Genomic DNA, 21089 nt, shown 5'->3' with positions numbered 1-21089 from the left:
TTGCAACGACCTGCTGCCTGGCCGTATCGCCCCGTCGAACCGTGTCGACCGTTCGTGGCGTGTCAGCTACCCGCGCGCGCCCACAGCAGCACGGCGTCGACTTCCCGGCCGTCGATCCGCACGGGGCCGACGGTGCCGAGCTGCAGGCGATCGCCGTCGAGCCTGAAGACCCGCTGCTGCACGTTGCCGATCCAGTTGGGGAACAGGCTGACGTCCATTTCGTGGGTCAGCGTGCCGTCGTCGTCGAGATGAAAGGGGCCTGAATAGGCAATGTAGCCGCGTGCGGCGGCCGTGCACTCGCTCTCGGTGCCGCGGTGCAGATCGCCGCTCGCGTACGGCGGGCGGCCGGCAGCCATCAGTTGGGCCGACATGTAACCGTCCCGCGTATAGAGAATCCAGCCGCGCGCGTCGCGGCCGAGCGGATAGGTGACGGCGCTGCCGTCGCGCGGGCGGATTTCGTAGGACACGAGGCGCCACGCGCCGACGAGTTGTTCGCGAAGCTGGCTGGCAAGCATGCGGGATTCCTGTCAGGCGGCGGCGGGGCGCGTGCCGTCGTGTTGGCGGGCCGCCGGGCGGCCGTCCAGGGGGCTGGAATGCGCTGCCGGAACGGCGTGGTCGGCAGTTTCTCCGACACCTGCTAAAATACACGGTTTTCCGTCGATTTATCCTTTAACGGGACCTGCCGTGCTTTCTACTGCCAACATCACGATGCAATTCGGGCCAAAGCCCCTGTTCGAGAACATCTCGGTCAAATTCGGCGAGGGCAACCGCTATGGTCTGATCGGCGCGAACGGCTGCGGCAAGTCGACGTTCATGAAGATCCTGGGCGGCGACCTCGAGCCGAGCGCCGGCAACGTCGCGCTGGAGCCGAACGTGCGCCTGGGCAAGTTGCGCCAGGACCAGTTCGCGTATGAGGACGTGCGCGTGCTCGACGTCGTGATGATGGGCCACACCGAGATGTGGGCCGCGATGACCGAGCGCGACGCGATCTACGCGAACCCGGAAGCCACCGACGACGACTACATGCACGCCGCCGAGCTCGAAGGCAAGTTCGCCGAATACGGCGGCTACGATGCCGAGGCGCGCGCGGGCGCGCTGCTGCTCGGCATCGGCATCGAGGAGAAGTTCCACAACGGCACGATGAGCGACGTCGCACCGGGCTGGAAGCTGCGCGTGCTGCTCGCGCAGGCGCTGTTCTCGAAGCCGGACGTGCTGCTGCTCGACGAACCGACCAACAACCTCGACATCAACTCGATCCGTTGGCTCGAGCACACGCTCAACGAGTACAACTCGACGATGATCATCATCTCGCACGATCGTCACTTCCTGAACTCGGTGTGCACGCACATGGCCGACATGGACTACGGCACGCTGAAGGTCTGGCCGGGCAACTACGACGACTACATGCTCGCATCGGCACAGGCGCGCGAGCGCCAGGCCGCGGCGAACGCGCGCGCGAAGGAGCGCGTGGCCGAGCTGCAGGACTTCGTGCGCCGCTTCTCGGCGAACAAGTCGAAGGCCCGTCAGGCAACAAGCCGCGCGAAGCAGATCGACAAGATCAAGATCGAGGAATTCAAGCCGTCGTCGCGTCAGAACCCGTTCATCCGCTTCGAGTTCGAGAAGAAGCTGCACAACGTCGCGGTGGTCGCGGAAGACATCACGAAGAAGTACGAGCGCACGATCTTCCAGAACTTCAACCTGTCGGTGCAGCCGGGCGAGCGGATCGCGATCATCGGCGAGAACGGCGCGGGCAAGACGACGCTGCTGCGTTCGCTGCTCGGCGCGCTCCCGCTCGAGCACGGCACGGTGAAGTGGTCCGAGAACGCGAATGTCGGCTACATGCCGCAGGACACGTACGAGGAGTTCCCGAACGACATCACGCTGATGGACTGGATCGACCAGTACCGCAAGGACGGCGACGACGAAACGATGGTGCGCGGCACGCTGGGCCGCCTGCTGTTCTCGTCGGACGACATCAAGAAGTCGGTGAAGGTGCTGTCGGGCGGCGAGAAGGGCCGCATGATCTGGGGCAAGCTGATGCTCGGCCGCCACAACGTGCTGCTGATGGACGAGCCGACCAACCACATGGACATGGAATCGATCGAGTCGCTGCAGATCGCGCTCGAGCAGTTCGAAGGCACGCTGATCTTCGTGTCGCACGACCGCGAATTCGTGAGCGGGCTGGCGAACCGGATCATCGAAGTGCGTACGGACGGCACGCTGTTCGACTTCGGCGGGAATTACGAGGAGTTCCTGACGAGCCAGGGGCAGGAATAAGTGTCCTGAGGCTTCCTCCGGCCAAGTGCCGCGGCTGGACAGGCAAGCAGTGCCTCCAGCCGTCCCCACGGAGCGAACCGCCGGAAGTAAATCGGGCCCGCATCGACAGCGTTGTCGATGCGGGCTTTTTCATTTCCGCTTGCGGCGCGGCCCGGCAGCGTTTCTCATTCCGGTTTCCTCCCGCGAATCGACTTCGGGTAAATTACCCACCGAACGCCAATCATCATTCCCCATTTCGACCCGGAGCCGCCCCCGATGCCGGACCATCCTCTCCCGCTCGACCTGTCCGGCCTTGCGCAAAGCCTGTACGCGCAGGGCACCGAGGAGGGCATCCTGTCGCGCCTGATGGAGCGGATCGCGCCGGTCAACCGGTTCTGCGTCGATATCGGCGCCAGCGACGGCCTGCGCAACAGCAACACGGCCCGGTTGCTGCGCGAACAGGACTGGGCCGGTGTGCTGGTGGAAGGCAGCGCGTACCGGTTCGGCAAGCTGGCCGCGCACTACGCGGGTGCAGAGCGCATCCGCCTGCATCACGACCGCGTCCAGCCCGACACGGTCGATCATCTGCTCGCCGACGCGAACACGCCGACCGACTTCGACCTGCTGTCGATCGATATCGACGGCAACGACTACTGGGTCTGGCGCGGCCTGCGGGCGTTCAAGCCGCGCATCGTCGTGATCGAATACAACCCGTACTACACGCCGCCCGAGCGTTGGGTCATGTGCTTCAACCCGGATCACGAATGGGACGGCTCGACCTATTACGGCGCGAGCCTCGAATCGCTCGTGCACCTCGGCAGGCAGAAGGGTTATGAACTCGTCTGCTGCGACGACATGGGCAACAACGCATTCTTCGTGCGGCAGGACCTGTATCCGCTGCTCGGCATCGCGAACAACGATCCTTCGGTGCTGTTCCGGCCCGCGATGTACAAGCTGCGCTATGTCGGACACAACACGTTCCTGACCGGTCATCCGTATCGGCACGGGCCGGCCGAGCACATCTGAATGGGCCCGCTCGCCGCGACCTTCGACGAGATCCTGGAAGCCTGCGCGCTCGGCCGTAGCGGGCCGCCGCGCCAGGTCAGCGAACGCGTATGGCATCTGCCGACCGATGACGGCGGCGTAGCGGTCAAGCTCTACGCCGCCGGGCATCAGGCGCGTGCGGCCAGGGAAGCCGCTGTGCTCGCGCACTTCGAGACGCACGGCGATACACGTTTCCATGTGCAGGCGCTGAAACGCACGGCAGCCGGCGCACCGCTGTGGACGGGGGCGAACGCCCACGCGATGCTCACGCGCTGGGAAACCGGGCAGTTCAGAACCTACGACACGTTTTCGCCGGCCGAATGGGAGGCGCTGGGCTCGAGCCTGGCCGCGTTGCATCTGAGTCTCGAACGGCTTCAGCTGCCATCGCTCGACACGATCCGTGCGCGGTTGATCGCGATCGACGCGGATGCGGTGCGGCGCAGTTTGCTCGATGCGCTGAATCACGCACGCTCGAACGAGAACGCCGCGAACCTGCGCCGCTACGTCGATCTCGCGCTGCGCATGCTCGACCGCTGCTATCCGGGCAGCATCGACGCGTTTCCCGCCGACGATCCGCAGCACCCGATCCACAACGACTACAACCAGTTCAACTATCTGTTCACGGGCACGCTGCCGCCGTTGATCCTCGACTGGGAAGCGACGATCGGCGCGCCGCGCGAATATGAACTGGTGCGTTGCCTGAATCATTTGCCGCTGGAAGCGCCGCAGCTGGCGGAAGCGTTCGTGCGCGCATACCTGCGGGTGCGGCCGGTGGATCCTGCACGCATTGCCTGGGCGGTCGATGCCGCATGCCTGCAGCACGCGCTGAAGCTCTGGATTGTTCAAGGCTGGCTCGACGACCCGTCGCGTTTCGCGTCGCATTTGAGCGGCGCGGTGACGATGGCATCCGCGATGGTGGATGCCCGCGACCGCCTGGTCGATTTCTTTTCCCGTTGCATCGAAGCAGGACGCTGAAGTGAATTCGAACCTGAACCGGATGCCGCATCCGACGTCGCCGCCGGGCGAGCGGCAGCACGTATTTCCGCCGCCGCTGGATCGCGACTACCGTGTAGAAGACGGGCGCGTCCTGACGCGCTCGCTGGAAGCGCATATCGTCGACCACTGCAACCTGACGTGCGCGGAATGCTGCTCGCTGTCGCCGCTTCTGCCCGAGTGGTACGCGAGCCCGGCATCGCTCGAGGCCGATCTGCGCCGTGCGGCGAAGGTGCTGCGCCCGCGCGTGTTCAAGCTGGTCGGCGGCGAACCGCTGCTGCATCCGGCGCTCGTCGAGCTCGTCGGGCGCGTGCGCGCCACGGGTATCGCGCCCGTGATCTCCGTCACGACGAATGGCCTGAAGCTCGGCGAGATGACGGACGCGTTCTGGCAGGCGGTGGATGCGCTGACGATCTCGCGCTATCCGAAGCCGTCGCTTTCGGCCGACCTGGTCGCGCACATCGAGCACCAGGCCGCGCGCTTCGACGTGCGCCTGAACTGGAAGGTGCAGGACGTGTTCACGACGATGAACCGTGCACAGCCCGGCACCGACCGGGACGCCGCGCAGCGCCTCTATCACGATTGCTGGATTCGCGAGCGCTGCCATATGATTCGCGACGGCATGTTCTACACGTGCACGCGTCCGGCGCATTTCCACACGCTCTACAAGGGCGAGAAGGATTTTCGATCCGACGGCCTGCCGCTGCGCGACGACGCGGGCATGCTCGACGCGATGCTCGCCTATCTGCAACGCGAGGCGCCGCTCGAAGCGTGCCTGCATTGCCAGGGCGGCAGCGCGCCGGTGGCGCCGCATCGCATCCTCAAACGCATTGAAGTGGACTCCTTGAAGGCTCGTTATCCATGATCGTCGGCACGCGCGACCTGTTCGGCTTCGACCGGCTTCACTACCATCCGCGCAGCGGCACGGCGGCGTCCGGCATCCGGGCCGTCCTGCGCGCGTCGGCGCAACCGGCCGGCGAGCCGGACGCGGCGGCCATCGCGGGCTATCTGAGCGGCGAGCGCCTGGTCGGCCGCACCGTGCTGCGCGACGTGCGCGCGGTGCCGCCCGGCCATGCGCTGATCCGTTCGCCGCAAGGGCTGGCCGTTCAGCCGGCACCCGGGCGGCCGCAGCACGCGGATCTGGAAACCGTGCTGCGCGCGTCGCTGCAACGTGCGCTCGACAGCGGCAAGCGCGTTGCGCTGGCGTTGAGCGGCGGGCTCGATTCGGCGCTGCTGCTTGCGCTGCTGCGCGAACTCGGCGCGCAGCGGCACGTGACGTCCTACATCCTCGTGACCGACATGCCGGACTATTGCGAACGCGATGCGGCACTCGAACTGGCCGGGCAGATGCAGGCGAACGTGAAGCTCGTGCGCGTGAACGAGGCGGATTTCGTCGCGGCGCTGCCGAGAACGACCCATGCGGTCGAGGAGCCGATGTTCAACCTGCATCCGGTCGCGAAGCTGTTGCTGGCCGAGGCGATGGCCGCGGACGGCGTCGAGGTGGCCATCACCGGCGACGGCGCGGACCAGGTGCTGCGCCGCGACCAGTCGGCCAACTATCTGCCGCTGTGCCATGCGTTGTTCGACGCGGCGTCGGTCGACCTGCATCCGCCGTTCGTCGACGATGCCGTCGTCGCGCATCTGACCAGCATCGCCCCCGATCCGGACAAGCAATGCCTGCGCGATCTCGGTGCGCGCCTGAACCTGCCGGACCGGCTCGTGCATGGCCCCAAGCGCGGCCGGCTCGCCCCGGCGATGGATCTCGCGACGCTGCTCGATCGCGACCGCACGCGCGCGCTGGCCGACACGCTCGGTCTGGACGCGCCCACGCTGCAAACGGACAACGAACGCGTGCTGTGGACGACGCTGTCGCTGATCCTCGATCATTTCAACCGCCTCGACACTCCCCTCGATGCCGCGCATCGCCCAACCTGAGCCGCTCATGAAACGCATCCTGTTCTGCGTGGTGCCCGAGAAAGGGCACGTCAATCCGTGCATCGGCCCGGCCCAGCATCTGCGCGCCGCCGGTTGCGACGTCGCGTTCTATGCGCCGGCCGACATCAGCGCCCAGCTCGACGCCGCCGGCGGCTTCGCGTTCGTCGGGCCGCGCGAGACACCCGAGCGTCACGACCTGTCGCGCGGCGCGAGCTTTGCCGCGAACATCCGCGACGCGGACTGGCTGCGGCACTGGATCCGCACGCTGCTGATCGACCTGGCGCCCGCACAGGTGGACGGCATCCGCGCGGTGCTGCGCGACTGGCGGCCCGATGTGGTCGTGATCGATCCGCTGCTCTATGCGGCGGCGATCGCCGCCGAGCTGGAGGGGCTGCCGTGGGTGGCGATGTCGAATTCGCTGAATCCGGTGCTGCCGGACGATCTCGACTCCGAATTGCTGCGCACGGTGCGATGGCTGGCGCCGGAACGCACCCGGCTGTTCGCGCGCTACGGGCTCGATGCGCGCTTTCGCGGTTGCGACATCCTGTCGCCGCACCTGACGCTCGCGTTCACGACCGACGCGCTGGTCGGCGCGCCGCCGCCCGGTGTCGAACTGGTCGGCCCCGCGCTGCCGTCCGGCCCGCGTGGCGACGAGACGCCGTTCCCGTGGGAGCGCCTCGATGCCGATCGTCCGCTCGTCTACATGTCGCTCGGCAGCCAGCTTTATTACCATCCCGATGTGTTCGCGAAAGTCATCAAGGCGGCGCGCGCGACGCCGGCGCAACTGGTGTTGTCGGTGGGCGAGCTCGTCGATGCGGATCTGCTGCCGGCCGACGACGCGCGTGTCATCGCGGTGCGTTACGTGCCGCAACTGGCGCTGCTGCGACGCACGCACGCGTTCGTCAGCCATGGTGGCGCGAATTCGGTGATGGAGTCGCTCGCATGCGGCGTGCCGATGTTGCTGTCGCCGTTCTGCAACGACCAGTTTCATTCGGCGCACTTCGTCGGGCGGGCCGGCGCGGGGCGCGTGCTGGATCTGCAGCACGCCGGCGTGGCCGAGATCGCCGATGCGCTCGCGTGCCTGTTGCGTCCCGGTTCGTTGCGCGAGCAGGCGGCGCGGATCCGTGCGAGCTACGCGCGTGACGGCTCGGCGGAGGCCGCGCGCCTGATCAGCGAACTCGCTTCAGGAAACCGCCTGGCGACAGCGTCATGAGTACGCGGTCTTCGATGTCGTAGTCGACCTCGAACCGGTCGTCGCGGTCGAGATAGTCGCGCACGGCGGTGGCCGGGTTGTTGCCTTTGCCGTACGGCTTGCCGTCGAACATCGACGCGGGCAGGTATTCCATGACGGTATCCATCACGATCGCGTAGCTGCCCGGCGTCACGAGCGGCGCATAGCATTCGAGTTCGCGCAGCACGTGCGCGTGGGTATGCGTGAGGTCGAGGATCGCCATCACGCGCGCATCGTGCGGGATCTGCGCGCGTACCGATGCGAGCGTGTCGGCCGCGCACGATTCGCCTTCGATCAGCACCATGCGATCGGCGAGCCGATGCGACTGCAGGCGCTGCCTGACGTCGTCGCGCAGGCGCGGCTCGATCGCGACGACACGGCCGCGATCGCCGTTCAGCGCCAGCATCGACGCGGAGAACACGACGCCGCCGCCCGCCGCGATGCCGGTCTGCACGATGCAGTCGGGACGCTCGCGCCAGATCAGTTCCTGGAGCGCGAGCATGTCGCCGGGCAAGTGGAAGAAGCGCTCGCCGAGCCAGCGCGTCTGGAACAGGTGGTCGAATTCGGCGGCGCGCGTCAGCCATTCGATGTTGATGTCCCGCATGCGGGCCGAAGGACGCTCTGACATGGTCAATGCAACGAGTAGGAGTGACGTGAAAACGCTGGAACCGTGGCTTCACCGGTATTGGAACATCGGGCCTGCACGCATGCAGGCGCTGGCGTCGGGCCATACTAACAAAACGTATCTCGTCGAGTGCGATGCGGGACGCGCGGTGCTGCGCGTATCGTGGTCCGGCAAGCCGGTCGGACAGGTGGATCGCGAGGCGGCGATACTCGGTCATCTCGGTGATACGCGGACGGCGCCGCTGCTGCCGGCGCTACCGCGCCTGCGGCCGACCGTCGACGCGCAATCCGGCGTGCAACTGCCTGACGGAAGCTGGCTGCATCTGTTCGAGCATATCGACGGCAGCCCCGGCCTGCCGGACGAAGCGGAGGCGGGCGCGATCGACGCGATGCGTGCGCTCGCGCATCTGCATGCGGCGCTGGCGGCGATACCCGTGACCGAATCGGCGCCGCTGGCCTGGCTGTCGGCGCGGCACGCACGCGTTGCCGCGCGTGCCGCGCCGCCGTTGCCGGGAGACCTGAGCGACCGCTACGGGACGATGATCCGTCGGATCGGCGCGCATCTCGACGCTGCCGCACGCTGGCTGACGGGCACGGTGCACTGGCTGCACGGCGACTATCACGCGGGCAATCTGCTGTACCTAGGGGGCGCCGTGAACGGCGTGCTCGATTTCGACGACGTCGGGCAGGGCGCGCAGTGGCTCGAAGCGGCGTTTGCGCTGTTTGCGCTGTCGCGCGATGCGGGCCGGGACGATCGCTTCGTATTCGACGCGCGCCGCTGGGACGCCGGCCTGCGGGCCTATGCGGCGACGCGGCCCGATGCCGTGCCTGACTGGATGCATGACCGCCGCGACGCGCTGATGGCCCTGTTCTGCGCGGACCAGACGCTGATTCACCTGGAAGCCGCGCAGCGCGGCCTGTGGGTGCCGGGGCCCGGCATCGGTTTTCTCGGCGGCTGGCGGCAGTTGCTGGATGGCGCTGCGCCCTGACGCCGGCCGGATGCCACGTCAGCGCGGCCGATTCAGGAACAGGCGCACGGCTTCGACCGTGTTGGGCCGCGCCTCGCCGTGCCGCGATCCGTCGTGCATGCAGAACAGTACGTCGCGCCGCCGTGCCGTGCTGGCGTCGACATGGGCGCACATCGCGTCGAACAGCGCCTGCGGCGACGGCGCCGGCCGCTGCCAGTCGTCGAGGATCGCGGTCCAGCCGGTATGTTCGCGTTGCAGCCGTGCGAGCACGCGGGCGCGACTGTCCTGCGGCATCAGTCCATAAGGCAGGCGCAGCGGGATCGCATCCGGCGCGGGCACGCGGGCCTCGCGATAGGCATCGCGGATCAGCGCGTCGGTCGTCTCGATCTCGTCGATCAACGCGTCGTCCGACAGCGTGCCCGGCTTCGCGTGCGAACGGGTGTGATTGCCGAGCCGGTGGCCTTCGCGCGCCATGCGTGCGGCCACATCGAGCGCGCCTGCCAGATTCCGGCCGAGCAGGAAGAAGGTCGCGCGGCACGACGCGGCATGCAGGACGTCGAGCAGGAGGGGCGTCGACGGGCCGGGGCCGTCATCGAAACTGAGGCAAATGGGCATCGCAGGTGGGTGCGCCGTTCAAGGTGTACCGGGGGAACGATAGCGCAAGTCGCGGCGAGCGGCAGCCGTCGGCCGGCTACTCGCGCGGCTCGATGGCCAATGGACAGGTGCCGACCCGACGCAAGCGCGTACCGGTCCACTCGTAGAAGAACCGGGCCGCCTTCGCGTCGTTGTAGTCGCAATCGTCGTTGAAGCAGCCCGCGACGATCAGCAGCGTACTGCCGGGCCGGAAATCGACGCGTTCCTCGTCGTTGCCCATCACGCCTGCGATGGCCTGTACGCCGGGCATCGTGTACGTCGCGCCCGTGTACTTGTCGACGATCGCGAAATTCCGGCAATCCGTTCCGCAACCCCAGGTCGCGACGCGGTAGTGGCCGGCAAAGTTGGCCGGCTGCGTGAATTCGTCGCGAATGACGGTGCGGTAGAGGCGGGCTTCCCTGGTGGTCAGGCGTGGTGCCGCGGCGGGCTTGCGCGGTGCGCTTGCGGCGGGTGCCGGATAGCGCTCGAACGACGGCGAAGGGCACGCGGCGGCGGCCGTGGGCGTGGCCGCGCCGGCGGTGCCGCCGCCGCAACCCAGCGCGGCCGCTGCGCCGGCGAACAGCAGAAATCGATGGGCAAGCGTCACGCGAGTGTCCTTCATGTTCGGGATCGAGATCGGGCCGGAGGGTCCGGGCGGCCGGCGACGACGATTCTATGACGCTTCGCGCGCGCGGGCGACCCGGGGCGGGCGATCGCGCGCGGATGCAAAACCGGCATGTCCGCACGCGGCTCGCCGTCAAGCTTTGTCAAATCGTGGCGATATCACGATGCCTGACGTTTCAGGCCACCTCCGAAGGCTGTCATGCACGGGTTGATTGAGTATCCTTGGATTCGATTCGCGGTACTTACGCAGTCACAACCGGGAGGCTTCACATGAATGCACGTCTATACCGCGCGACCATTGCCGGTGCGCTGATCGGATTGCTCGCGCCGTTTTCGGTGGCGCATGCGCAGCTGGGCGATGTCCTGAAGCAGGTCGGCGGCGGGGGCGATTCGGGCGGCAGCGCGGGCGGTGCGCTCGGCAACCTCGGCGGCATCGGTGGCGCGTTGACGGGCGGTGGCGGTTCGTCGCTGATGCCGGGCAGCACCGGCAACGTCGCGGGCCTGCTGCAGTTCTGCATCCAGAACAACTATCTCGGCGGGGCATCCGGCAGTGCGTCGTCGGTGAAGGACGCGCTGATGGGCAAGCTCGGCGGCAACGCGTCGTCCGACAGCGGCTATACCAGCGGCGCGAGCGGTGTGCTCGACGCCGGCAATGGCAGCAAGCTCGACCTGAGCGGCGGCGGACTGAAGCAGCAGGTAACCAGGCAGATCTGCGACAAGGTGCTGACGCAGGCGAAATCGCTGCTGTAAGCGCGCCTCGCGGTTCGGGGTGCGGTGCGCGACGTACCGCACCCGTCAGTCTTTCAGGCTGACATTCCCGTCAACGACAGGAGCGCGATGCCGCGCCGCGCGTGCCGTCCCGATCGTCAATCGGCCAGCCGCTTGTCGGCGAGCGCCTTGCAGCAGTCTTCGTAGACCCATTGCACGAGTTTCGCCCGATAGTCGAGGTCGTCGGTATCGACGATTTCCTCGACCGCGTCGCGCGCCCACGACGCATCGACGAACCCGGCGTGCCGCTTGGCGATGTCCTGCGCGAGCGCCGCGAGCTTGGCGATCGCGAGCCAGTCGGCCTGACGGTGATGGCGGTCGAGCCAGCGGTGCGCGGCCTGGACCTGGAACGTGGCGTCCGGCCACGATTCGTTGAGGTAAAACGCGCCGAGGTTGCCGCAGGTGAGCCAGCAAAGCAGCTCGAGGCGGTCTTGCGAGCCGAGGGTATGGGGTGCGTCGGACATGGCAGCGCTCACGAAATACATGGATTCCGGGCGGCGCCGGTTGCAACGGGCCGGTGCCGATAGTAAAAACATAGCACGATGCGGGCCCGGCCGCGCACCCGGGCGGATGCTGACATGGCGGTGGCGAAACGGACGCCGCGCCGGCGCGGATGGCCGACGGAGGAATGAGGGAGCGGCGGGAACGAAAAGTGCGCGAGCGCGTGAGGAACGACACGGGAAGATGCGGCCGGGGAGCGACCGGGAAGCGACCAGAAAGCGGTCGCTTGCGCCGCGAAGTGGGCCCGTCGCCGGGCCCCCGCAGCCCGGCGCGCGGGCTGGCGGATGAGCGGATTCAGGTCGCCGTGTGCGTGGCGCGCGCGATCGAGCGGATGCTGCGCTCGACGCGGATCAGGATGATCAGCACCGCGAGCGACACGAACGAATACAGCGCGACGAGCGCGGCGACGCCGGCGAAGCGCGCGGTCTGGCCGTTCTCGGCGGCCGTTTCTTCGGCGGCCTTCTTCTCATTGTCGATCGCGGTCCGGCGTGCGTCGTAGCGCTCGGAGAAGTCGCGCATGACCGCCGACACGACGTCGGTGTATGCCTGCTCACGCGCATATTCGTCACCGTGCCCGGTGACTTTCTTCTTGACGCTGGCCGCGACGTCCGCGCGTGACAGCACCTTGTCGAGATACGCGATCTGCTGCTCGTAGTACGCGACTTCCGGATGGTCGTCGTCGCCGAGCACGCGCTGGAACGACGGCTCGTACGCGTCGCGATCGACCGCGTAGTCCGGCGACAGGGCCGCCCGGCCGTGCTTCTGCACGATGCCCGACAGTTGCGTCGACAGGCGCAGCGCGGGCGACGCGTTGTCGTCCTTCGCTGCCGCGCCGCCGGCGGCCGGCGTGGCCTTGGCGGTTGCGTCGTTCTCCCACGCGAACGATGCAGGATCGACCTGGATGGCCGAATCGACTTTCGGCGGTTTCGATAGGCGCGCATCGAGTGCGATCGCGCCGAATATGACCCCGCCGATCAGGACCGCGGTCGCGAACAACAGCACGATCACGCGCAATACCTGAAGATAGCCGCCCTCGATTTTGGTCAGGATGCTCAAGGCATTCTCATTTCTTATGATGAATGAGGCGCCGAGGCTAAAGACCTTTCCAATAGCTGTCAATCGTCACACCGGCCGGCCGAAACGCTCGCTAGAATGTCGGCTTTCCTGGAGGCGGAAAACGATGAAAATCTACGACCAGTTCTATATCGACGGCGCGTGGCGCAAGCCGGCCGGCACCGGCACGATCGACGTGATCGACTCGGGCACCGAAGCCGTGATCGGCCGGATTCCGGAAGGCGTCGCGTCCGACGCGCAGGACGCGATCCGCGCGGCGCGCGCGGCCTTCGACGCGTGGGCGGCCACGCCGGCCTCGACGCGCGCGGGCTACCTGCGCAAGCTCGTCGAGCATCTGCAGGCGCGCAGCGAGGAGCTCGCGCAGTCGATCACCGGCGAAGTCGGGATGCCGATCAAGCTGTCGCGCGCGATCCAGGTCGGCGGCCCGATCTACAACTGGAAGGCGTACGCGAAGCTTGCCGAGTCGTTCGAGTTCGAGGCACAGGTCGGCAACTCGCTCGTCGTGCGCGAGCCGGTGGGTGTCGTCGCGGCGATCACGCCATGGAACTACCCGCTCAACCAGGTGACGCTGAAGGTCGCCCCGGCGCTCGCCGCCGGCTGCACGGTCGTCCTGAAGCCGTCCGAAGTCGCACCGCTCAACGCGTTCATGCTTGCCGAAGCGATTCACGAAGCCGGGCTGCCGGCCGGCGTGTTCAACCTCGTGTGCGGCTACGGCCCGGTGGTCGGCGAGGTGCTGGCCACCGATCCGGACGTCGACATGGTGTCGTTTACGGGCTCGACGCGCGCCGGCAAGCGCGTGGCCGAGCTGGCGGCCGCGGGCGTCAAGCGCGTTGCGCTCGAGCTCGGCGGCAAGTCGGCGTCGGTGATCCTCGACGATGCCGATTTCGCGGCGGCGGTGAAGGGCACGGTCAACGCGTGCTACCTGAACGCGGGGCAGACCTGCTCGGCGCATACACGGATGCTGGTGCCGGAAGCCCGCTACGACGAAGCGCGCGCGATCGCGAAGGCCGCGGCCGAATCGTACGTCGCGGGCGACCCGCGGCAGGATGCGACGCGTCTCGGCGCGCTTGCGTCGGCCGTGCAGCAGCAGCGCGTGCAGGACTACATCCAGCGCGGGATCGACGAAGGCGCGGAGCTCGTGACGGGCGGCACGGGCCTGCCGGAAGGGCTCAGGAAGGGCTTCTTCGTGAAGCCGACCGTGTTCGGCCGCGTCGATCCGAAATCGACGATCGCGCAGGAAGAAATCTTCGGGCCGGTGCTGTCGATCATCACGTATCGCGATGAGGACGAGGCCGTGCGGATCGCGAACGATTCGCCGTACGGGCTCGGCGGCGCGGTGTGGGCCGGCAGCGACGAGCGCGCGATGGGCATCGCGCGCCGTATCCGCACCGGGCAGGTGGACATCAACGGCGGCACGTGGAACGGCGCCGCGCCGTTCGGCGGCTACAAGCAGTCGGGGCATGGCCGCGAGAACGGCGTGTACGGGCTCGAGGAATATCTCGAGTACAAGTCGATGCAGCTCAAGCCCGCGAAGCCTGCCTGAGCGCTTCGCGCCGCACGAACCGAAAACGGCACGCTGGTGCCGTTTTTTTATTGACGGTCGTCAAGGTGCGCGGCGGTGGATCGTCGATCATCGCGGTTCCGATGTTCCGACGAGGTTTCAGATGACCGTACGCACTTCCTTTCCGCCGCTGACGATCCGCGGCCGCACCTTGCTGCCTGTCGTGCAGGGCGGCATGGGCGTCGGCATTTCCGCGCACCGGCTGGCGGGCAGCGTCGCGCGCGAAGGCGCGGTCGGCACGATCGCGAGCATCGACCTGCGTCACCATCATGCGGACCTGCTCGCGCGTTGCCGCGCGCAACCCGATCGCGCGACGCTCGAGGCCGCGAACCTCGAGGCGCTCGCCCGCGAGATCCGTCTCGCGAAGACCTACAGCGAAGGACGCGGGATGATCGCGGTCAACGTGATGAAGGCCGTGAGCGCGCATGCGGACTACGTGCGGGTCGCATGCGACGAGGGCGCGGATGCGATCGTGATGGGCGCGGGCCTGCCGCTCGACCTGCCCGATCTCACGCAAGGACACGACATCGCGCTGATCCCGATCCTGTCGGACAGCCGCGGGATCGCGCTCGTGCTGAAGAAGTGGATGAAGAAGGGGCGCCTGCCCGACGCGATCGTGATCGAGCATCCGGCGCATGCGGGCGGCCATCTCGGCGTCACGCAGATCGACGACATGCACGACCGCCGTTTCGATTTCGCACGCGTGCTCGACGAGACCGCGCAGGTGATGGCATCGCTCGGTATCGCACGCGAAACGATCCCGCTGATCGTTGCGGGCGGGATCAACAGTCACGACACGGTGCGCGCGGCGCTCGAGGCCGGCGCGAACGGCGTGCAGGTCGGCACGCCGTTCGCGGTGACGGAAGAGGGCGATGCGCATCCGCACTTCAAGCGCGTGCTGGCCGACGCGACGCCCGACGACATCGTCGAATTCGTCAGCGTGACGGGGCTGCCCGCACGCGCGGTGAAAACGCCGTGGCTCGATCGTTACCTGCGCAACGAGACGCGCATCCGCAACAAGCTCGGCGCGCTGAAGCAGCGTTGCCCGACCGCGCTCGAATGCCTGAGCGTATGCGGCTTGCGCGACGGCATCGAGAAGTTCGGCCATTTCTGCATCGACACGCGGCTGGCGGCGGCGCTGCGCGGCGACGTCGCGAACGGGCTGTTCTTCCGCGGCCGCGAGGCGTTGCCGTTCGGCCGTGCGATTCGCAGCGTGCGCGACCTGCTCGACCTGCTGCTGACGGGCTGTGCGACCGAGCCTGCGGCAAACCGTCCCACGTTTACGCTGGCTTGACGGATATCAAGACGATGAAAAGACCCTACGAGGAAAATGGGAACCATTCTTTGGGGGTCCGTACCATGCATAAAACGATTCGAACTTGTGTCACCGCTGCCGCCGTTGCGGCCAGTTTCGCCGCGATGCCTTCGCTGTCGCACGCGGCCTCGCCGGGCGACGGCATCAACCAGGGCGACGTCCTGGTCCGGCTGCGTGCGATCAGCATCCAGCCGAACGAACGCGCGAGCGACACGCTGGGCGCGCTCAACGTCGGCGTGAACAACGCGATCGTGCCCGAGCTCGACTTCACGTACATGATCCGCGACTACCTCGGCGTCGAACTGATTCTCGGCACGTCGCGGCACCAGCTGACGTCGAGCCTCGGCAATCTCGGCGGCGTGGGCGTGCTGCCGCCGACGCTGCTGCTGCAGTATCACTTCAACCATGCCGGCAAGGTGCGTCCGTATTTCGGCGCGGGCGTGAACTACACGTACTTCTACAACAACGGGCTCAACGTCGGCGGGCAGGGCGTGTCGATCAACAAGAGCAGCTTCGGCCCGGCATTGCAGTTCGGCGTGGACGTGCAGTTGACGAAGAAGGTCTTCATGAACGTCGACGTGAAGAAGATCTGGATGAGCACCGATGCGACGCTCGGCGACAAGGGCATCGGCACGCTGCACATCGATCCGCTGATCGTCGGCGTGGGCGTCGGGATGAAGTTCTAGACGCGGCGGGAAAGGAACAGAAACAGAACAGAGTTGGGGTTGGCGGCATGGCGGTCTGCATGCCGCTTTTTTTTGCGCGGCGGATTTACAGCTTGTCGTACTGGAAGCGCATCGCGGTGCCTTCGCGCTGGATGCGCTCCCATACCGCGCGCTTTTCGTCGTCGCTCAGGAACACCCAGTTCGACACTTCGGCCGCCGTGCGGCCGCAGCCCTTGCAGACTTCGTCGAAGAGGGTCGAGCACACGCCGATGCAGGGGCTGTCGGGCAGGTCGTGGAGATTGGAGGCCATCGGAGGGGTTCACGCAGTTGAATCGTCAGCCGCCATTTTAATGCATCGCGGCCGGTCGGTCGGACGGGCGCGGCCGGCATGCCGTACCGGTGCAGCGGCGTGACAGTACGGCCGGGTTCGGGCGCGGCCGCCGCACGGCTCGCGTCCGGCCGGCGAACGCGGTTTCGTCGCCCCCCGTCTTTCCCGGTGGACAGCCGCCGATTACCCGATAGAATTCCCCGGGAACGTCCCGCCGCACGGGCCGCCTGACCGGCCGGCAGCGGGATATCTGTTCCGTTTGCGCGACACCGGCATGATTTTTTTGTGACGGGGCGCGAATGATGGTAGTTTTCGGGGTTTTCGAGGGGCGGCGCGCCAAAATGCGCCGCCATGACGAGGCAGACGGCAGCCGGGCAACGTGTCCGGCCGGAGGGAGAACGGGATGAAAGCAAAGGTAGTGGGCCGGTTCGCAGCGCTCGCGCTGTGCGTGGGTGCATCGGCGGCAGCGGCGAAGGATACGCAGCTCAATGTCTATAACTGGTCGGACTACATTGCGAAGGACACGATCCCGAACTTCGAGAAGCAGACGGGCGTCAAGGTCCGCTACGACAACTACGACAGCGACGATACGCTGCAGGCGAAGCTGCTGACGGGCAGCTCGGGCTACGACATCGTCGTGCCGACCAGCAACTACGCGGGCAAGCAGATCGCCGCCGGCATCTTCGCGCCGCTCGACAAGTCGAAGCTGCCGAACCTCAAGTACCTCGATCCGCAGCTGATGGCGCTCGTCGCCGGCGCGGACCCGGGCAACAAGTTTTCGGTGCCCTGGGCGTACGGCACGACCGGTCTCGCGTACAACCTGACGAAGGCGCAGCAGGCGCTCGGCAAGGTGCCGCTCGACAACTGGGACATCCTGTTCAAGCCGGAAAACATCTCGAAGCTGAAGACCTGCGGCGTGTCGGTGCTCGACGCGCCCGACCAGATGTTCGCGGCGACGCTGCACTACATCGGCAAGGATCCGATGAGCACGAACCCGGCCGACTACAAGGCCGCGATGGAAGTGCTGAAGAAGATCCGCCCGTACATCACGCAATTCAACTCGTCGGGCTACATCAACGACCTGGTCGGCGGCGACATCTGCTTCGCGTTCGGCTGGTCGGGCGACGTCGTGATCGCGAAGCATCGCGCGATCGAGGCGAAGAAGTCGTACAAGGTCGAGTACTACATTCCGAAGGGCGGCGCGCCGGTGTGGTTCGACGTGATGGCGATCCCGAAGGACGCGAAGAACAAGGAAGCCGCGCTGGAGTGGATCAACTACATCGAGGATCCGAAGGTGCACGCGGCGATCACGAACGCGGTGTACTACCCGAGCGCCAACGCCGAGGCCCGCAAGTACGTGCGGCCCGACGTCGCGAACGACCCGGCCGTCTATCCGCCGGCCGACGTCGTGAAGACGCTGTTCCTGCTCAAGCCGCTGCCGCCTGAAATCCAGCGCCTGCAGACGCGTCTGTGGACCGAGCTGAAGTCGGGCCGCTGACGCGAGCCGGCGTTCCCAGCAGTCATGAAGCCCCTGGTGCCCCCGGGGGCTTTGTTCGTTCAACGCAGGAGAGATGCAGCACATCATGAATAGCCAGTCGGGTGCGCCGGTCGCGGGCGCACCGTCCTCCGTTTCCTCCTCCGGCGCCGATGCGCGCGCCGAGAACTTTGTCCAGATCGTCGACGTCGTCAAGAAATTCGGCGACACCGAAGCCGTGCGCAGCGTCAACCTGACCGTGCGCCAGGGCGAGCTGTTCGCGCTGCTCGGCAGCTCGGGCTGCGGCAAGTCGACGTTGCTGCGGATGCTCGCGGGCCTCGAGACGGTCACGTCGGGCAAGATCCTGATCGACGGCGAGGACCTCGCGCAGATGCCGCCGTACAAGCGGCCCGTGAACATGATGTTCCAGTCGTATGCGCTGTTCCCGCACATGTCGGTCGAGTCGAACGTCGCGTTCGGCCTCAAGCAGGAAGGCACGCCGAAGGCCGAGCTGAAGGAGCGCGTGGCCGCGGCGCTCGAACTCGTGCAGATGACCAAGTACGCGAAGCGCAAGCCGCACCAGCTGTCGGGCGGCCAGCAGCAGCGCGTCGCGCTCGCGCGCTCGCTGGTCAAGCGCCCGAAGCTGCTGCTGCTCGACGAGCCGATGTCCGCGCTCGACAAGCAGATCCGCCAGCGCACGCAGATCGAGCTCGTCAACATCCTGAACAAGGTCGGCGTCACCTGCATCATGGTCACGCACGACCAGGAAGAAGCGATGACGATGGCCAATCGCCTCGCGGTGATGAGCGAAGGCCAGATCGTGCAGATCGGCTCGCCGAACGAAGTGTACGAATACCCGAACAGCCGCTTCTCGGCCGAATTCATCGGTTCGACGAACCTGTTCGAAGGCGTGACAGTCGAGGACGAACCCGACCACGTGTACATCGAATCGCCGGAGCTGCCGAGCCGGTTGTACGTGAGCCACGGGATCTCGGGCCCGCTCGGGATGCCGGTCACGGTGTCGGTGCGCCCCGAGCGGATCGCGCTCACGCGCAAGCCGCCCGAAGGCGCGTTCAACTGGGCGCGCGGCCGGATCGGCAACGTCGCGTACATGGGCGGCTATTCGCTGTATCACGTGAAGCTCGACGGCGGCAAGACGGTGATCGCGAACGTGTCGAGCCTCGCGATTTCGGAGCTCGACACGCCGTCGCTCGGCGACGAGATCTACGTGCGCTGGAGCGCGACTGCCGGCGTGGTGCTGACGTCATGACCTCGTTCAAGTCCATGCTCTCGTGGCCGGTGCGGCGCTTCAACCTGACGGGCGCCACGGCGGTCGTGGCCGGCCCGTTCACGTGGCTCGTGCTGTTCTTCCTCGTGCCGTTCGTGCTGGTCGTCAAGATCAGTTTCGCGGAGCTGCAGCTCGGCATCCCGCCGTACACGGAGCTTGCGTCGTACGCCGACGGCGTCGTGCACGTCGCGCTGAACCTGTCGCACTACGCGTTCCTGTTCACGGACAGCCTGTATTTCGCGACCTACGTGAACTCGGTGTGGGTGGCCGCGATCACGACGCTGCTGTGCCTGCTGATCGGCTATCCGATGGCGTACTACATCGCGCGCTCGAACCCGGCGACCCGCAACCTGCTGATGATGGGCGTGATGCTGCCGTTCTGGACGTCGTTCCTGATCCGCGTGTACGCGTGGATCGGCATCCTGAAGAACAACGGGCTGCTGAACAACTTCCTGATGTGGATCGGCCTCACGCATACGCCGATCGAGCTGTATCGCACCAACTACGCGGTGTACATCGGGATGGTGTATTCGTACCTGCCGTTCCTCGTGATGCCGCTGTACGCGCACCTGGTGAAGATGGACCTGCGCCTGCTCGAAGCCGCGTACGACCTCGGCGCGAAGCCGTGGAAGGCGTTCGTGCAGATCACGCTGCCGCTGTCGAAGAACGGGATCATCGCGGGCTGCCTGCTCGTGTTCATCCCGGCGGTGGGCGAGTACGTGATTCCCGAGCTGCTCGGCGGCGCGAACACGCTGATGATCGGCCGCGTGATGTGGAACGAGTTCTTCAACAACGCAGACTGGCCGATGGCGTCGGCCGTGACCTGCGCGATGGTGCTGCTGCTGCTCGTGCCGATGGCGATGTTCCAGCACTTCCAGGCGAAGGAGCAGGGAGGCCGTCGATGAAGCCGAATCGTTACCTGCAGTTCGCGGCGCTGTTTGCCGGCTTCGCGTTCCTGTACATCCCGATCATCAGCCTGATCGTCTATTCGTTCAACGAGTCGAAGCTCGTCACCGTGTGGTCGGGGTTCTCGTTCCGCTGGTACTCGGCGCTCGTCGAGGACGACGAGCTGCTGACGGCCGCGTGGCTGTCGCTGAAGATCGGCGTGCTGACCGCGTTCGCGTCGGTGATCATCGGCACCTGGGCCGGTTTCGTGCTCGCGCGGATGGGGCGTTTTCGCGGTTTCGCGCTGTTCAGCGGGATGATCAACGCGCCGCTCGTGATTCCCGAGGTGATCCAGGGGATCTCGCTGCTGCTGCTGTTCATCGAACTGGCGAAGTGGATCGGCTGGCCGGCCGAGCGCGGCATCTTCACGATCTGGCTCGGCCACGTGATGCTGTGCATCTCGTACGTCGCGATCATCGTGCAGTCGCGCGTGCGCGAGCTGAACCCGTCGCTGGAAGAGGCCGCGCTCGATCTCGGCGCGACGCCGCTGAAGGTGTTCTTCACGATCACGCTGCCGCTGATCTCGCAGGCGCTGATCGCGGGCTGGCTGCTGTCGTTCACGCTGTCGATCGACGACCTCGTGCTGTCGGCGTTCCTGTCGGGCCCGGGCTCGACGACGCTGCCGCTCGTGGTGTTCTCGCGTGTGCGCCTCGGGCTGAACCCGGAGATGAACGCACTCGCGACGCTGTTCATCGTCGCGGTGACGGCCGGCGTCGTGATCGCGAACTTCGTGATGCTGCGCCAGGAGCGCAAGCGGATGGCGGGATTCGCGACCTGACGCCTGAACGGCGTCTGCCATGAACAACGCCCGGTGCCGACGTCGAGTCGGGCCGGGCGTTTTGTCTGGTGCGACGGGAGAAAG

22 protein-coding genes are annotated in these 21089 nt (G+C 66.7%); 15 read left to right on the top strand and 7 right to left on the bottom strand.

Going from position 1 to position 21089, the window contains the following annotated elements:
• Positions 1 to 62: 62 nt before the first annotated feature.
• Positions 63 to 515, bottom strand: a complete 453-nt coding sequence (locus APZ15_RS13725) for a lipocalin-like domain-containing protein (protein WP_027787280.1) — start codon at positions 513 to 515, stop codon at positions 63 to 65.
• 169 nt (positions 516 to 684) lie between these two features.
• Here APZ15_RS13725 and APZ15_RS13720 point away from each other — a divergent pair, with 169 nt between their 5' ends.
• From APZ15_RS13720 to APZ15_RS13695, 6 genes are all read left to right on the top strand, one after another.
• A complete protein-coding gene (locus APZ15_RS13720; protein WP_027787281.1) occupies positions 685 to 2277 on the top strand; it encodes an ABC-F family ATPase in 1593 nt (530 codons plus the stop codon).
• 255 nt (positions 2278 to 2532) lie between these two features.
• The gene (locus APZ15_RS13715; RefSeq protein ID WP_027787282.1) at positions 2533 to 3282 is read left to right on the top strand and encodes an FkbM family methyltransferase; all 750 of its coding nucleotides are present in this window, start codon (positions 2533 to 2535) and stop codon (positions 3280 to 3282) included.
• Complete coding sequence (locus APZ15_RS13710; RefSeq protein ID WP_027787283.1) at positions 3283 to 4275, top strand: phosphotransferase enzyme family protein; 993 nt, start codon at positions 3283 to 3285, stop codon at positions 4273 to 4275.
• 22 nt (positions 4276 to 4297) lie between these two features.
• Positions 4298 to 5158, top strand: coding sequence for a 4Fe-4S cluster-binding domain-containing protein (locus APZ15_RS13705; RefSeq protein ID WP_264173766.1), 861 nt, complete (start codon positions 4298 to 4300; stop codon positions 5156 to 5158).
• Complete coding sequence (locus tag APZ15_RS13700; RefSeq protein WP_027787285.1) at positions 5155 to 6228, top strand: asparagine synthase-related protein; 1074 nt, start codon at positions 5155 to 5157, stop codon at positions 6226 to 6228. The genes APZ15_RS13705 and APZ15_RS13700 overlap by 4 nt, the downstream gene beginning before the upstream one ends.
• Before the next feature lie 7 nt (positions 6229 to 6235).
• Positions 6236 to 7441 carry a glycosyltransferase gene (locus tag APZ15_RS13695; protein ID WP_027787286.1) on the top strand — a complete coding sequence of 402 codons (1206 nt, stop codon included), beginning with the start codon at positions 6236 to 6238 and terminating at the stop codon, positions 7439 to 7441.
• Here APZ15_RS13695 and APZ15_RS13690 read toward each other — a convergent pair.
• The gene (locus APZ15_RS13690; protein ID WP_027787287.1) at positions 7398 to 8087 is read right to left on the bottom strand and encodes a cephalosporin hydroxylase family protein; all 690 of its coding nucleotides are present in this window, start codon (positions 8085 to 8087) and stop codon (positions 7398 to 7400) included. The genes APZ15_RS13695 and APZ15_RS13690 overlap by 44 nt on opposite strands.
• On the opposite strand from APZ15_RS13690, the gene APZ15_RS13685 reads away from it, so the two are divergent.
• On the top strand, positions 8086 to 9072 hold the full coding sequence (locus APZ15_RS13685; protein ID WP_172535153.1) for a phosphotransferase: 987 nt from the start codon (positions 8086 to 8088) through the stop codon (positions 9070 to 9072). The two genes, APZ15_RS13690 and APZ15_RS13685, sit on opposite strands and share 2 nt — an antisense overlap.
• An 18-nt stretch (positions 9073 to 9090) precedes the next feature.
• On the opposite strand, the gene APZ15_RS13680 is transcribed toward APZ15_RS13685, so the two are convergent.
• Both APZ15_RS13680 and APZ15_RS13675 read right to left on the bottom strand, forming a co-directional pair.
• Positions 9091 to 9666, bottom strand: coding sequence for a polysaccharide deacetylase family protein (locus APZ15_RS13680; RefSeq protein ID WP_027787289.1), 576 nt, complete (start codon positions 9664 to 9666; stop codon positions 9091 to 9093).
• 76 nt (positions 9667 to 9742) lie between these two features.
• Positions 9743 to 10291, bottom strand: coding sequence for a hypothetical protein (locus APZ15_RS13675; RefSeq protein WP_027787290.1), 549 nt, complete (start codon positions 10289 to 10291; stop codon positions 9743 to 9745).
• 287 nt (positions 10292 to 10578) lie between these two features.
• On the opposite strand from APZ15_RS13675, the gene APZ15_RS13670 reads away from it, so the two are divergent.
• Positions 10579 to 11058, top strand: coding sequence for a YjjA family protein (locus APZ15_RS13670; protein WP_027787291.1), 480 nt, complete (start codon positions 10579 to 10581; stop codon positions 11056 to 11058).
• Positions 11059 to 11174: 116 nt separating this feature from the next.
• Here APZ15_RS13670 and APZ15_RS13665 read toward each other — a convergent pair whose 3' ends face one another.
• Both APZ15_RS13665 and APZ15_RS13660 read right to left on the bottom strand, forming a co-directional pair.
• Positions 11175 to 11540, bottom strand: coding sequence for a hypothetical protein (locus APZ15_RS13665; protein ID WP_027787292.1), 366 nt, complete (start codon positions 11538 to 11540; stop codon positions 11175 to 11177).
• Between the two features lie 331 nt (positions 11541 to 11871).
• Positions 11872 to 12633 (bottom strand): hypothetical protein, encoded by a 762-nt coding sequence (locus APZ15_RS13660; protein ID WP_027787293.1) that lies wholly within the window; start codon positions 12631 to 12633, stop codon positions 11872 to 11874.
• 124 nt (positions 12634 to 12757) lie between these two features.
• On the opposite strand from APZ15_RS13660, the gene APZ15_RS13655 reads away from it, so the two are divergent.
• From APZ15_RS13655 to APZ15_RS13645, 3 genes are all read left to right on the top strand, one after another.
• Positions 12758 to 14194, top strand: coding sequence for an aldehyde dehydrogenase family protein (locus tag APZ15_RS13655; protein ID WP_027787294.1), 1437 nt, complete (start codon positions 12758 to 12760; stop codon positions 14192 to 14194).
• Between the two features lie 121 nt (positions 14195 to 14315).
• A complete protein-coding gene (locus APZ15_RS13650) occupies positions 14316 to 15506 on the top strand; it encodes an NAD(P)H-dependent flavin oxidoreductase (RefSeq protein WP_027787295.1) in 1191 nt (396 codons plus the stop codon).
• Between the two features lie 65 nt (positions 15507 to 15571).
• The gene (locus APZ15_RS13645) at positions 15572 to 16213 is read left to right on the top strand and encodes an OmpW/AlkL family protein (RefSeq protein ID WP_027787296.1); all 642 of its coding nucleotides are present in this window, start codon (positions 15572 to 15574) and stop codon (positions 16211 to 16213) included.
• An 85-nt stretch (positions 16214 to 16298) separates the two neighbouring features.
• On the opposite strand, the gene APZ15_RS13640 is transcribed toward APZ15_RS13645, so the two are convergent.
• Positions 16299 to 16502, bottom strand: coding sequence for a DUF1289 domain-containing protein (locus APZ15_RS13640; protein WP_021159754.1), 204 nt, complete (start codon positions 16500 to 16502; stop codon positions 16299 to 16301).
• Between the two features lie 421 nt (positions 16503 to 16923).
• Between APZ15_RS13640 and APZ15_RS13635 the strand changes: the two genes are divergently transcribed.
• From APZ15_RS13635 to APZ15_RS13620, 4 genes are all read left to right on the top strand, one after another.
• Entirely contained in the window at positions 16924 to 18018 is a 1095-nt protein-coding gene (locus APZ15_RS13635) for a polyamine ABC transporter substrate-binding protein (RefSeq protein ID WP_027787297.1), read from the top strand.
• Positions 18019 to 18103: 85 nt separating this feature from the next.
• Entirely contained in the window at positions 18104 to 19264 is a 1161-nt protein-coding gene (locus APZ15_RS13630) for an ABC transporter ATP-binding protein (protein ID WP_027787298.1), read from the top strand.
• Positions 19261 to 20187, top strand: coding sequence for an ABC transporter permease subunit (locus tag APZ15_RS13625; RefSeq protein WP_027787299.1), 927 nt, complete (start codon positions 19261 to 19263; stop codon positions 20185 to 20187). Before APZ15_RS13630 ends, APZ15_RS13625 begins: the two co-directional genes overlap by 4 nt.
• Positions 20184 to 21005, top strand: coding sequence for an ABC transporter permease subunit (locus APZ15_RS13620; protein WP_027787300.1), 822 nt, complete (start codon positions 20184 to 20186; stop codon positions 21003 to 21005). Before APZ15_RS13625 ends, APZ15_RS13620 begins: the two co-directional genes overlap by 4 nt.
• The last annotated feature ends 84 nt before the right edge of the window (positions 21006 to 21089 follow it).

It is taken from the genome of Burkholderia cepacia ATCC 25416, assembly GCF_001411495.1.
Lineage (GTDB): Bacteria > Pseudomonadota > Gammaproteobacteria > Burkholderiales > Burkholderiaceae > Burkholderia > Burkholderia cepacia.
This window is presented reverse-complemented; position numbering and strand designations above follow the sequence as displayed.